Origin of the sequence: Paenibacillus sp. UASWS1643 (assembly GCF_008693195.1) — a bacterium.
In the GTDB taxonomy this organism is placed as follows: Bacteria; Bacillota; Bacilli; order Paenibacillales; family Paenibacillaceae; genus Paenibacillus; species Paenibacillus amylolyticus_B.
The window spans coordinates 400636-414679 of record NZ_VXKZ01000114.1 but is presented as its reverse complement, the minus strand read 5'-3'; the positions used below and the strand labels follow the sequence as shown (position 1 = coordinate 414679).

Genomic DNA, 14044 nt, shown 5'->3' with positions numbered 1-14044 from the left:
AAAAAGGAGTCTATCATGAAACCAAAAGTATTGGTTGTTGGATCATCCTTGAAGGATATGGGCGGAATTGTGAGTGTCATCAAAAACATTGAGGATTCCTCCATCTCGGAAATGTACGCCATGCAGCGGGTCGAAACGTATATCACGGGCAGCGTGTTCTCACGGTTGCTTATTTTTATACGGGGATTCATTCAATTCTGGATGAAACTGTACACGTTTAAGCCGGATATCGTGCATATTCATATGGCGAACAACGGGAGCTTTTATCGGAAGTCTCTATTTCTGCTAACGGCACGAAAGTTGTTTCGAAAGTCAGTTATTCTGCATATTCATGCGGCCAGCTTTGATGATTTCTACAATCAATTTGCTCTGCAGCGCAAGTATTGTCACTACATTCTGAATCAGGCAGACAAGTTGATTGTCTTGTCCCAGACGTGGAAAGATTACTTTGCTACGATTGTGCCGGAGACAGCGATTGAGGTTCTTTATAACGGGGTCTTTGTCAAAGAACCGTTTGTAAGAGAACAACAAGCAGCCGTTAATGCTCTCTTCATGGGCAGACTCGGTGAGCGAAAAGGAGTCTACGATCTGCTTCAGTCCATTCAGCAATTGAAGGCGCTAGGCGTTACAGCTACCTTCAATCTGGCAGGGGATGGCGAAGTCGAAGAAGTCAAAGCAATCGTGCAGCAGTATGGAATAGAGGATCGTGTCAATGTACTCGGCTGGATTAACGGAGAGCAAAAGGAAAAGCTGATGCGGGAAGCGGATCTACTGGTCCTGCCTTCTTATCATGAGGGATTACCTATGGCCATACTTGAAGCAATGAATTGTGGCTTGCCCATTATATCGACCACCGTCGGAGGCATCCCCGAAGTGATTACATCCGGTCATAATGGGCTGTTAATCGAGCCGGGAGATGTGCACGGGCTGACATCAGCGCTGGAATACCTCATCACGGATGAAGAGGTTAGAGCAAGAATGGGTTCGCATAACAGAGAGATTATATCGGATAAGTTCGATATGAATCTTCTCGTAGGCAGATTATCAGGAATATATGATGCACTTCAAGTGAAGGTATCTTAGTGAACAGGAAAAGGTGATGAAATGAACCCCTTGGTATCTTGCATCATTACGACCCATAACCGGGCCGATTTATTGAAAAATGCGTTGAGAAGTGTACGAGAGCAAACACATCCGTATCTGGAAATTTTCATTGTGGATGATGGATCAGAAGATCAGACGCCAGAGATCTGTCAGGCTTGGGCCCGGGACGATTCACGGATTCGGTACATCCGGGTTCCATATCCCAAAGGAGCCAACCATGCACGGAATGTAGGGATATCCCAAGCCAATGGCAAGTACATTGCCTTCCTGGATGATGATGATGAATGGATGCCTGACAAAATAAAAACTCAGGCGGAAGTGCTGGAGCGTACACAGGAATCATTCACTTTTTGCAGCAAGTATCTCGCATACACGAATGAGCAGCATCAGGTGGTCAAACGGAAATTGTCGGTGGAACCTCGCGATGTTATCCGGTATGAGGATCTGCTTACATTCAACTGGATTGGGGAAACGTCCAAAATCATGGTACTTACTTCACTGGCCCGTGAAGTTCGATTCGATGAAAATCTGACATCCGCTCAGGATTATGACTTTTATCTGCGTATATTGAAACGAGGCTACATCGCCGTGAATGTGAAAGAACCGCTGGTGGATATCAACATCCACAGTGGTCCACGAATTTCAACCTCTACAACGGCCAAGTACAAGGGCCAACGCAAGATTATATTGAAATACTACAATGACATGTCCATGGAACAGAAGCGTCGTCAGTTACACCATTATCGAATGCTCGAATGGTCGAGAAATACACTTCGCAATAACGTTTATTTGAAAAAAGCACTATCGCTGTATCCCTGGTGGAAAGATTGGGTGCTGCTCAAGCGTAATACCAAAATTATGATGCAAGGATTTCTGATGAGATTTCATGCAAGGCGCGCAGTTGGAACGTATACAGAGGAACCTGTGCGAATGAAACTAAAGTAAGAGGTGCCTGGATGGAAAATCCGACGGTGTATATGCTGCCTAAGATGATTGAAAACAATAAATTCAATGAGCTGTTATCCGATTCCATTGAGAATAAGGGATGGGAAGTAAAACAGTTTACCAAAAAAGATCTAATCAAACTGAGAAAAAATGATGTGCTGCATTTTCATTGGCCCAGCTTCTATTACAGAGGTTCATCCGTGCTGTCAACAGTGATCAAATCCATCCTATATGTATTGATGATTTGTTTTGCACGTTTGCGCGGGGCCAAATTGTTTTGGACGGTGCATAACATCTGGCCTCACAACAGCGGTAAGACGCGCTTCGATTATTGGATGAGAAAAATACTGGTCCGAAACTGCTCCAAGCTGATTGTCATGGGCAAACCCCTGATCTCTGAGATCTGTTCGACCTTTGGGATTGATTCTAGCCGGATCGAGGTTATTCCTCATGGACATTACAAGGGAGTGTATCAGGGGAAAGGCGTGAATATCCGCTCCCGGTTTGGCATCCCGGAGGATAGTTATGTGTATGCTTTCTTCGGTCAGGTGTCGCCTTACAAAGGCGTGGATGATTTGCTGGAGGCCTTCAAGGATCTGGATTCCGAACAAGCCCATCTGTTGATTGCTGGCAAAAAGGTAAAGGACTATGACCTTGGAGATGAATTTCTCAAGAGTGGACATATCCATACCCATTTTCATTTCATCGAAGATGATGAATATTCGGACTATTTCGATGCAGTCGATTCGATCATTCTTCCATACAAGCAAATTGCAACTTCCGGTAGTGCGATTCTGGCATTGACCTTCTGTAAACCGGTGGTGGCACCACGGATTGGCTTATTGGAGGAATACCTGCCCGAAGATTGTGCGGTCCTCTACGAACCTTCGGATCCGGATGGGTTGCTTAAAGCGATGAATATGATCCGATTAAAACAATCGGAGTTTCAGGAAGGCAGTGGTTTTGTCAAAGCGTTGGAGCGGCTGGATTGGCCAGTGATTGCCCAAAGGACACTTACCCTGTACTCCAGTTAGTACAGATGAACAGGTGGACCTAATTGAAAAATATGGGGATGAAATGATGAAGGTAACCGTCGCGATCTGTACGTATAACCGTGCACATGATGCGGTAGAGGCCATACGAAGTGCAATACAACAGAATTACGCAAGCAGCGACTATGAGATCATACTCATTGATAACAATTCGAAAGACAACACACGGGAAATCGTGCTCCAAACCATCTTGCAGCATGAAAACCATTCGATCCGTTATGTGTTGGAAGAAAAGCAAGGGTTGTCCGTAGCCCGTAACCGGGCCATTCACGAGGCGCGCGGCGAGTATATCCTGTTCCTTGACGATGATGCCTTTGCTTGCAGGGATTGGATTCGCCAAATTGTTAGCGTGTTTGAGATGAATGAAAACATCGGTTGTGTCGGAGGCAAGATTGACCCGATCTGGGAAGTGCCTGAGCCAATGTGGATTCCACCGGAGAACAGGTCGCTATTCACCATTCTGGATTTTGCAGATGAAGTCACTGAAATGAAAAGTCCTTATATTCCATTTGGGGCAAATGTGGCTTTTCGTTTATCCGTCTTTGATCAACTGGCTCCCTTCCGTGAAGATCTTGGAAGAGTGGGGAACAACCTTCTCTCCAGTGAAGAGAGTGAATTAATTGCAAGAATACGGACAAAGTTCAAGGTATACTACACGCCGTATGGTGCGGTACAACATAAAGTAGCCAAAGAGCGAACGACAAAGAACTGGTTTCTGCGCCGAATCTATTGGCAAGGTGTGAGTGATGCCATTCGTGATCAGGATCGTGGTGTTGTGCGTACGGCCAAACATGGCATCAAGCTTGCACAGGGGATCACAACCTCACTGATCTACATTTATAATGCAGATCGGTTCACACGTCAGCTTGCCAAAGTATGTTACCGAAACGGCATGATTGTTGGGTCGCTTCGTCAAAACAGTAAGGGATGAGGATCGCTATGGCGCAAGTTGCACTTCGCAAAGTATTCAGAGGAAACGGCTTAATGAGTGCCATATTTCAGACAAGTGGAACCAATCTGCTGGTCATGACACTGACGATGCTGTCTTCCATTTTGACGTCACGCATGTTCGGCGTAGAGGGGAAGGGCGCATTCTCGGCCATTCTGTTCTGGCCTGCGCTCTTAACCGGATTGGTCGGATTTGGACTACCAACTTCTATCATTTATAACATCAAACAGAGCGCAACCGAGAAGAGTGCACAGTATGTGCGGTTAAGCTTTCTTTTTCAGGTTCCGGTGTGCATCATCATTGGCATAGTAGCCTGGTTTGGATTACCCTTCTGGCTTTCCAACTTTCCGCCGGAGGTCGTGCAGATATCCAGATGGTATACGATTGCTACCGTTCCTGTACTTATTGTCATCAATCTCATATCAGCCCTCTCGCAGAGTCGGGAGAAATTCGCTGTATATAATGGTATCCGGTTAATGATCCCCCTGTTTAATGTAGGCGGGCTTTTTGTGTTATGGGGTCTGGGCATGCTGAGCATTCAGCTCGCGGCTGCGATCTATTTTGTAACCAGCTTCTCAGTGGTGGCGTGGGCTATCTATGCGAACCGTAATGAATTGAGACTGAGATGGTTCAAGGATCGGGTGGACCAGAGTTCGGCCAAGAAGCTTTTTGGTTATGGCAGCAAGGTGTATGGCGTTGAATTGTTAGGAACGCTGTATACCCAGTTTGATAAAATCATTATTTTGGCTTTGCTCACCCCGCGTGATTTTGGACTGTATTCCGTCGTATTTGCGTTATCCCGAATCTACAATGCCGTTCAGACGGCGATTAGCAATGTTGTTTTTCCAAAAGTGACCGGATTGCCCCAAGAGCAGATTATTCGAACAGTTGGCAGAGCCTTCCGTATCTCGCTCATGGTCATGATGATCATTGTAATACCCACCATGTTTGTGGGGAACTACCTGATGGGTCTTCTGTTTGGCTCCGAATTTTTGGAAGCGAGCGTTGCATTTTATATTTTGGCTGTTGAATGCATCATTGGTGGTGGCTCCTGGATTCTGGCATCCGCATTTAATGCACTTGGTCGGCCTGGACTTGTGATGATCAGACAGCTCATTGCACTCTCGGTGACGGTGGCTTTGTTCTTTGTATTCACCCCGCTGTGGGGGCTCAACGGAATTGCGATTGCATTATTGATCGGGTCCATTGTGCGAATGGTGGTTACTGTGGCCGCCATGAAAATTGTATTTAAGGTGAAGTTTGCCGCCATGTTCTATGACAAGGAAGATTTGCCGTTCCTCTATGAACGGTTAAACAAAAAAAGAAGAAGAGTCACCCAAGGAGGAGATGGAGATGCTGGGCACTAATAATATTCATCCAATGGAAGAGTTGAAGGGACATTTACGTCAGATTTTGAAGGTCATTCCACCGCGTACCGAAATCTATTATTTGGATTACCCGGTGCATAGCAATGGTGGCGACTTGTTGATTATGAAAGGGACTGAGGCTTTCTTCCGGGACAATGATATTCAAGTACGTGCCAGATACAGCATTCTGGATTGCCCTTTGTCTCTCAAGGTACCGGAAGGTATCACAATTGTGTTGCACGGGGGAGGTAACTTTGGTGATCTGTACCCTGCCCATCAGAAATTGAGAGAACGAATGATTGCCCAGCATCCGAATCATCGGATCGTCATTCTGCCTCAGACGATGTTTTACAAAAGTGATATTGAATTGAAAAAAACAGCCCAAGTATTCAATCGTCATAAGGATGTGCACTTTTTTGTCCGGGATACCTTATCTTATGAGATAGCCAGTAAAGAATTTCAACAAACAAATGTCTATCTGTCTCCCGATATGGCGCATCAATTGTGGCCTCTGAAGTCCAAGAGCAAGCCCAATGCAGAGATGTTGTATTTCTTCCGTAAAGACATTGAGAAGACTCAGAATCAGGTGCATTACGAATCCGTCAGTGGACCTAAGGCCACGTTTAAAGACTGGGAGACATTGTACAACCGGGTTGACCGGAAAATCATTCGCATGATTACATCCCGGTTGAAGTCAGGGAAAGGCAGCTCTTTTGCCCGCTGGTTGTGGTACAAATACTCTGATCGGATGGTACATACGGCCATTAAGGAATTCAATAAGTACCAAACCATTACGACATCCCGTCTGCATGGACATATTCTGGCCTGTCTCCTGGATCAACCGAACATCCTGCTGGATAATTCATACGGCAAGAACTCGAATTATTATGCAGCGTGGACCAAGGGCAATCCGGCAGGCAGACTGGAGTCCAACCAGACCAGCACATATAACAAACCAACCGAGACCGGCAAGGGAGCAAGTACGGTTGTGTTGTCGGATGGTGCAGCCCTATGAGAAGTATTCTGTTATCCGGCGGTTCTGGCAAGCGTCTCTGGCCGTTATCCAACGATTCCAGATCCAAGCAATTTCTTAAAGTTCTTCATGGGCCAGAGGGAAATCCGGAATCCATGGTACAGCGGGTATGGCGACAGCTGAATCATGCCGGACTTGCATCAGAGTCGCTTATCGCGACCAGTTTGCCACAGGTGGAGATTCTGACTTCTCAGCTGGGAGACGATGTGAGACTGGTTGTGGAGCCTGAGCGCAGAGATACGTTTCCTGCGATTGCGCTGGCAGCCTCCTATCTGTATTCCGTAGAGAGTGTGAGTCTGAATGAGACAATTGCAGTGTTGCCTGTAGATCCCTTTGTTGAAAAAGAATTCTTCGAAGTGCTGGCAACCTTACCGGAGATGCTTGATAAGTCTGGTGCTGATCTGGCCTTAATGGGAGTTGTGCCCACGTACCCGTCAGAGAAGTATGGATACATCATTCCGCAATCCCTATCTTCCAGTGAAAATAACAATGAATACGTGAATGTAGCGAAGTTCCAGGAGAAACCCTGCGAATCCGATGCGGTCCTCATGATTGAGCAGGCCGCATTATGGAATTGCGGGGTTTTTGCTTTTAAGCTGGGTTATTTGATCAATCTGCTCATTGAGATGGAACTGCCGATCCAGTATGACGAAATGCTGAAGCAATACGGAAGATTGAACAGGATCAGTTTTGATTATCAGGTTGTCGAGAAGGCAAATCAGATTATCGCTATTCCGTATGACGGTTTCTGGAAAGATCTAGGCACGTGGAACACACTCACGGAAGAGATGGGAAGCTCGGTTGTAGGAAAAGGGTGGATTACGGGAGATTCCCTGAATACGCACCTGGTCAATGAATTGAACATTCCGGTTGCCATATTGGGATTGTCGGATGTGGTGGTCGCCGTGAGTCCGGATGGCATTCTGGTCAGTGACAAAGAAGCCAGCCCACGTATCAAGGAAATCTTGAAGAATGAGGATCAACGCCCCATGTATGAGGAGCGTAGGTGGGGGTGTTACCGGGTTCTGGATTACACAAGAAACGAAGCTGGCGGCGAGGTTCTCACCAAACGAATCTGCATCAGTGCCGGGAAAAACCTGAGTTATCAATACCATTTGCTTCGCAATGAGGTATGGACGGTTGTATCGGGAACAGGGGAATTGATTCTGGATGGGCAGAGTCGAATGATCGGGCAAGGAGATACGGTGATCATTGACCGGAGTATGCTTCATTCCGTCAGAGCCGTTACGGAACTGGAGATCATTGAAGTACAGATCGGCAGCCAGCTGATTGAGGAAGATATCGTTAGAGTGTCTACCGAATGGCACGATATTGTTCAGACATATGTGAAGCACGCGTAACCAACACATTAGAACATGGGGGAGATTATGGAATGAATATTACGGTGATTGGCACAGGGTATGTGGGTTTGGTATCGGGCGTATGTTTTTCGGAACTGGGAAATAACGTGATCTGTGTCGACAACAATGTGGAAAAAGTGAATATGTTAATGGACGGTCATGTTCCGATCTATGAACCGGGTCTGAAGGATATCATGAATGCCAATATGAAAGCAGGAAGGCTGTCCTTTACCACGAACATTCAGGATGCTATCAGTCGTTCGGATATCATCATTATCGCGGTGGGTACGCCATCCCTGCCTAATGGCGAAGCTAATCTGAGCTTTATTGAGCTTGTCGCGCGAGAAATAGGTTCTTATATGGATAATTATAAAATAATAATGACTAAAAGCACTGTTCCTGTCGGAACGAACGATCGTATTCAGGAATGGATCAGCAGTTTGACGAATCATCCATTCGACATGGCATCGGTACCGGAGTTCCTGCGAGAAGGTACCGCTGTACAGGATACGCTTTATCCTGACCGGATAGTCATTGGGACACATAGTGAGCGGGCAGTCACCACGTTGAAAGAGCTGCATCAGCCATTAACCGATCAGATTATTGTTACGGATATTCGTTCGGCCGAAATGATTAAATATGCATCCAATGCTTTCCTGGCAACCAAGATTTCATTTATCAACGAAATCTCTAACATCTGTGAGAAAGTAGGAGCAGATGTCAGCCGCGTTGCCGAAGGCATGGGCTATGACAGACGAATCGGTGCCTCCTTTCTCAAGGCAGGCATTGGTTACGGAGGTTCCTGTTTCCCTAAGGACACACAGGCTCTGATTCAAATTGCAGGTAATGTGGATTATGACTTCAAACTGCTGAAGTCCGTGGTGGAAGTGAACAAAGATCAACGCTTCAACGTCATTCGTAAACTGGAAGACGCACTAGGCTCACTCGAAGGGAAGGAGATTGCCATCTGGGGGCTTGCTTTCAAACCGGATACCGATGATGTTCGTGATGCTCCGGCGATTGAGATCATTCAGCGTTTGCTTGAGCAGGGGGCAGTGATTCGGGCGTATGACCCCATCGCTACCGAGAATTTCCGCAAAGAGGTGGATTCCCCATCCATTACGTGGGAAGAACGTGCCATGAAAGCGGCGGAAGGTGCTGATGCACTCTGCGTTCTGACGGAATGGAAAGAGTTCATGGAGGTTAATCTGACTGATTTGGCAGCACATATGAATCAACCCATCCTGATTGATGGAAGAAACATCTACGGAGAAGATCAGATTAAAGATACATCCTTCCAATACTACTCCGTTGGTCGTCCAGGTCTAACCAATATCGATGGAAGAAAAACGGCAGTCATCTAACGGAGGCCATAACATGAGACGCGGGATCAAAATAACATTAGGTGCCATTTCCCTTGTTGCAGTTGTCATGATTGGATATTCTGTGTACCTGTATTCGCATGTTAAATCAGCGGCGGATCAAATGTATGAACCCCGGGAACCCATCAAGCAGGTATCTATTGTTGACCAGCGGGGTGGGGGAGATTTCCCTGTGGACATGGAGAATGAAGAACCTTTTAATGCTTTGATTCTGGGTGTGGATGAACGTTCCAATGATCGGGGGCGCTCCGACACCATGATTGTATTAAGTGTTAATCCTGCGAAACAATCCGCACTTATGTTTAACATCCCCCGAGATACCAGAACGAATATTGTTGGTCACGGCACGGAGGATAAGATCAACCATGCCTATGCTTTTGGGGGCGTTAACATGTCTGTGCAAACGGTGGAACAATTGCTTGATGTTCCCATACATTACTACATGAAAGTGAATATGGAGGGCTTTGCACAAGTCATCGACATGGTGGGTGGAGTGAATGTGAATAACCCGTTTGCATTTGACTATGAGGGTTACCGGTTCGAGCAAGGGAATATTCATCTGGATGGTGAAGCTGCTTTGGGATTTTCGCGGATGCGTTATGATGATCCTAAGGGAGATCTCGGGCGGAATGACCGTCAGCGGGAGATCATCAAACAAGTGCTGAAGAATACGGTTCAGGTATCCAACGTGTTGCAACTGGAGACGTTGCTGGACGAAGTCAGTGCTCATGTCAGAACCGACGTTACCTTTGATGAGATGAAGCAGATGTTCTCCAAATATCGTTCGGTACTGGATCATATTGAATCCGTTGAAATTAAAGGCACGGGCAAGAAAATAGACGGAGTGTATTACTATATCGTGGATCAGTCGGAACGAGACAGGATACATCAGATGATTGAAGAACATTCAAAATGATCGGATAGGGCGGTGAACCAGATGCGTATCTCCAGGCTAATGAAATTGTCCCTGATTGTGCTACTAATGTATATGCTCATGATACCGGCAAGTACAAATTATGTTCAATCAGCTCAAAACTATCAATGGAAGAATATACCGATTGGTGGTGGGGGGTACGTTACGGGGGTGGTCATTCATCCGACTGAGCCTGATCTGGTTTACGCTCGAACTGACGTTGGAGGAGTCTATCGGTTGGATGCAGCTTCAGGAGATTGGGTCCCACTACTTGATCATTTCGGAGATGAGGACAGCAATCTGTACGGCGTGGATGGAATTGCGCTGGATCAGCAAAACCCCAATGTCGTGTATATCGCTGCTGGGAAGTACGGTAACGTGGGGCCGAGTGATATTCTGAAATCCACAGATCGGGGAGAGACCTGGATTCGAACCGGACTTAATCTTCGGAATGAATCGAATGGAAATATCCATCGAGCCATGGGAGAGAGCATCGCGGTTAATCCCACGAATTCCAATTACCTGCACGTGGGTACACGATATGATGGATTGTACACTTCCAGTGATGGTGCAGCCACTTGGAGCAAGGTATGGGATGTACCTAGCGGGCTGTCCGGTGAGGGAATTCGGAGTGTAGCTTATGGATTGAATCCCGTGACGAAGCAAGGTCAAGTTGTGTATGCGGGGGTTCGCGGCATTGGTGTGTATAGCAAAGCACCAAGAAGCAATGGTCAGACCACTTGGCAACTTACCGGGAGAAGCCCCGAATATCCTGCGCGTATGACTGTGGCGAAGAACGGGACGTTGTATGTGACAACGGATAATCAAGGCGTTTACAAGTTCAATGGTGTACAGTGGACGAATATAACACCCAGCTCCAGTTACTCATCTTATTATGGAATCACAATTGATCCCAATAATGATAATCACATCCTGGCAGCCGTTCGAACAGGCGGAGATAATCTGCCACTGTATCGTTCCGTTAATGGCGGACAGAGTTGGACAACAGTGAGCAAAACGCTGGTATCCAAACCGTCATGGTGGACACCCAACATGTTTTTCTCAGCGACATCCAGTATCAAGTTTGATCCGCATAATCCGGGTACCGTATATGCTACAGACTGGTTTGGCGTGTACAAAACGGAAAATATCAATGGTACCAATGGATTGACTGGCAATACAGCGAGTACTTGGGAAGCCATTACCGATGGTCATGAAGAAGTCGTCGCACTCACGGCATCCACACCACCTCAGGGTGTTTCATTCTTCAGTGGTTTAACGGATCAAGTCGGATTTAGACATGAAAATGTAACCGATGTTCCTCTTAATAAAATCCCGCTCGCGGGTATGCGAGAAATTGTAAGTATTGACTATCATGAAGCAAATCCGAATTACATGATATTTCTGGGAAGCAGCGACTGGTATGGAACGACCACACGATTATTTGTCTCTTCCAATAACGGAGTTACCGTAACTCCAATGAATGTTCCGGCTGGCTCCAAACTGGGGAGGGTCGCCTACTCGGCCATTAATCCGAATGTAATTGTTTATTACCCCCAGACCGGTAATCCGGTCAGAAGCACGAATCGTGGCGCAACCTGGCAGAATATGAACGGTGCCCCTTTTCAGGCTATCGGGGGGAATATGGTCTTTGCCTATAATCATCCACTGGCTGCCGATCGCATCAATGGATATAAATTTTATATGTATGCTGCTGGTTATTTGTATCGCTCAACGGATGCGGGTGCCAACTGGTCCAAAGCCAATGCGGTTCGCCTTCCTGTTAATACGGATATCAATACGAGCTCCATTAAAGTCGAGGCTGCACCTGGTGTGGCGAATGCCGTATGGGTAAGTTTGGGAACTGATGGACTATATGCATCGACCAACTCGGGAAATACATTTTCCAAGATCCAAGGTGTACAGAATTCCAAATTATTTGCCTTTGGAAAGGCTCAGCCAGGCAAATTGGTTCCAGCCGTCTATGTATATGGCACCGTAAATAATGTGAATGGATTCTTCCGTTCAGATGATATGGGGGCAACCTGGAACAATATAGGTCCTTTAGGTGATGGAATCGGGCTGGGCAATGAACCGCAAATTATGGCGGCAGACCGTCAAATCTATGGTCAGGTATATGTAGGTACAAATGGCAGAGGCATGTATGTTGGATCAATAGAATAACGATAGAGATATGAAAGTGGTGAAGATCAAAATGATGGAGGAGGGCTCCGGGCGCACGAGACAAAAGCATGTACGAAGAACGTACGGATTTCTCATTGCTCTGCTGTTGATTGTGATCTGGATTCTGGTGATCTGGTCCATGTCCACGCAATCCTCTCAACAGCAAGACATTCAGCCTTGGCTTCATAAATGGTCTCAAAAATTGCACATCGGTTTTACACTTCCTGATGTGCAATTCACTTACGGGGAGTATGAGTATTCGCTGAAGCAGCGGCCGTATGATTTTGCAGAGTTCGTCTTTCGCAAGAGTGCGCACTTATTTGTATACGCTGTGCTCGCCGTGCTTGTGTTCGGCGGGCTGCGGTACAGAAGAACATCCCTTGTGACCAGTATCTTTTCTGCTCTGGCTGTGGTGTTTGTCATAGCCTCCATTGATGAGTATATTCAGCAGTTCAGCCCGGACAGGACAAGCTCGATACGTGATGTTGGAGTAGACTTGCTCGGCGGCTGCTGTGGGATTGCCATATATGCAGGACTTCAGTCCATGATCCGAAGGATCAGAAAGGGAAAGTGTACTTCCATTCACAGCGAGTGATTTCCCAGGAAATTAGATGTATCGTTCAACTTCTACTTGTCTGCCATCCGTCATAAGTATGGAGTAGGACAAGGAGGACTGGACATGCTGCGAAGAAGGAACCGCAATGCTTTGCTCAAAAAGATCGGGTTCATCACGATCATTGTATTATTGCTGTGGTTGATTGCCAGAACCATTCCGTATTTGTTTCAGGCAGATACAACGGATGAAGCTGCTGCTGTTGCCGAAGAGTTTTACAAATATGAGCAGACGGGTGACTTCGGCAGTTCATGGGAACTCTTTCATCCTCTGATGAAAGAGCGGTTTCCCAAGAGTGCTTACGTACAGAACAGAGCACATATATTTATGCAGCATTTTGGCGTGGAAACGTTTGAGCTGGAGATGGAAAAGCCGGAGCGCGAGTTCGATGTAACCGTGATCGATGGCGTTAAGCCATTTTCTGAAGCCTACAGAATCCGGGTCACCCAGAAGTACTCAGGTACCTTTGGCCAATTCGATATTGTGCAGACCTGTTATCTGGTAGAGGATGGCGATGGGTGGACCTTACTCTGGTATTATCCAAATCAGAAAAATGAGGATACCTCGCATGTCGACAATAGTGACTGATCAGGAATCGTGGGCATGTTGTGAAAGAGATTCAAACTCCGTCATAATGATATTAACCCATACATTGAACCGAATTGTATCATTTACCTAACATGAAGCTCCGTGAATGCGAGACTTTTGTCGCATTTATGGAGCTTTTTTTGCGTTTTTCTTGTTTTTATGCCTGTAAAGCCTTGACATTAGTCCCGGTGTCAAGTAAATTACGAGATAGATACAAAATGTATCAATTTTCAGCGTCTAACGACAAATAACAAGGACTTCTAAGCTCCTTGTGAGGGGAAGGAATATCATTGATCGAAACGGGCCGCTTTTACTGTGTCAGTTGTGGGATGATTGTGTCGGTCACTAGAAGCTCTGTCGAAATGAAGGAAGAGGGCAATGGAGGCAATCACGTATTTCGCACCGGATTCTACCGGAGTGAAATGCCGCTTGGATGCTGTGAAGCGTGTGTAGTTGAAGCGAAACGTCAGGGGAAATCCCAGTTTGCGGGACAATATACTAAAGATTATGATACACTATGTTCATATGAGAAACGGGCATGAGTTATGTGCTC

The 14044-nt window shown here is 46.4% G+C and carries 13 protein-coding genes; all 13 read left to right on the top strand.

The annotated features are described in order from the left end of the window. Positions 1 to 15 precede the first annotated feature (15 nt). The 13 genes from FE296_RS24205 to FE296_RS24145 all read left to right on the top strand — a co-directional run bounded on the left by FE296_RS24205 (position 16) and on the right by FE296_RS24145 (position 14033). On the top strand, positions 16 to 1083 hold the full coding sequence (locus FE296_RS24205) for a glycosyltransferase family 4 protein (protein WP_150366610.1): 1068 nt from the start codon (positions 16 to 18) through the stop codon (positions 1081 to 1083). 21 nt (positions 1084 to 1104) lie between these two features. Next, entirely contained in the window at positions 1105 to 2049 is a 945-nt protein-coding gene (locus FE296_RS24200) for a glycosyltransferase family 2 protein (protein WP_150366609.1), read from the top strand. Between the two features lie 11 nt (positions 2050 to 2060). Beyond that, complete coding sequence (locus FE296_RS24195) at positions 2061 to 3083, top strand: glycosyltransferase (protein WP_150366608.1); 1023 nt, start codon at positions 2061 to 2063, stop codon at positions 3081 to 3083. A gap of 46 nt (positions 3084 to 3129) precedes the next feature. Next, the gene (locus FE296_RS24190) at positions 3130 to 4032 is read left to right on the top strand and encodes a glycosyltransferase (protein WP_133386851.1); all 903 of its coding nucleotides are present in this window, start codon (positions 3130 to 3132) and stop codon (positions 4030 to 4032) included. A gap of 8 nt (positions 4033 to 4040) precedes the next feature. Beyond that, complete coding sequence (locus tag FE296_RS24185; protein ID WP_150366607.1) at positions 4041 to 5417, top strand: lipopolysaccharide biosynthesis protein; 1377 nt, start codon at positions 4041 to 4043, stop codon at positions 5415 to 5417. Continuing rightward, positions 5404 to 6432 (top strand): polysaccharide pyruvyl transferase family protein, encoded by a 1029-nt coding sequence (locus FE296_RS24180; RefSeq protein WP_150366606.1) that lies wholly within the window; start codon positions 5404 to 5406, stop codon positions 6430 to 6432. Before FE296_RS24185 ends, FE296_RS24180 begins: the two co-directional genes overlap by 14 nt. Then, the gene (locus FE296_RS24175) at positions 6429 to 7811 is read left to right on the top strand and encodes a sugar phosphate nucleotidyltransferase (RefSeq protein WP_150366605.1); all 1383 of its coding nucleotides are present in this window, start codon (positions 6429 to 6431) and stop codon (positions 7809 to 7811) included. The genes FE296_RS24180 and FE296_RS24175 overlap by 4 nt, the downstream gene beginning before the upstream one ends. A gap of 32 nt (positions 7812 to 7843) precedes the next feature. Beyond that, entirely contained in the window at positions 7844 to 9175 is a 1332-nt protein-coding gene (locus FE296_RS24170; protein ID WP_150366604.1) for a UDP-glucose dehydrogenase family protein, read from the top strand. A gap of 13 nt (positions 9176 to 9188) precedes the next feature. Continuing rightward, positions 9189 to 10109, top strand: coding sequence for an LCP family glycopolymer transferase (locus FE296_RS24165; RefSeq protein ID WP_150366603.1), 921 nt, complete (start codon positions 9189 to 9191; stop codon positions 10107 to 10109). 39 nt (positions 10110 to 10148) lie between these two features. Further along, positions 10149 to 12290: a WD40/YVTN/BNR-like repeat-containing protein gene (locus FE296_RS24160; RefSeq protein WP_190945511.1), complete on the top strand. Its 2142-nt coding sequence runs from the start codon at positions 10149 to 10151 to the stop codon at positions 12288 to 12290. Between the two features lie 10 nt (positions 12291 to 12300). Beyond that, entirely contained in the window at positions 12301 to 12885 is a 585-nt protein-coding gene (locus tag FE296_RS24155) for a VanZ family protein (RefSeq protein ID WP_150366601.1), read from the top strand. A gap of 84 nt (positions 12886 to 12969) precedes the next feature. Beyond that, on the top strand, positions 12970 to 13491 hold the full coding sequence (locus tag FE296_RS24150) for a hypothetical protein (protein ID WP_150366600.1): 522 nt from the start codon (positions 12970 to 12972) through the stop codon (positions 13489 to 13491). A gap of 290 nt (positions 13492 to 13781) precedes the next feature. Further along, positions 13782 to 14033 carry a hypothetical protein gene (locus tag FE296_RS24145; RefSeq protein WP_143760279.1) on the top strand — a complete coding sequence of 84 codons (252 nt, stop codon included), beginning with the start codon at positions 13782 to 13784 and terminating at the stop codon, positions 14031 to 14033. Positions 14034 to 14044: the final 11 nt, after the last annotated feature.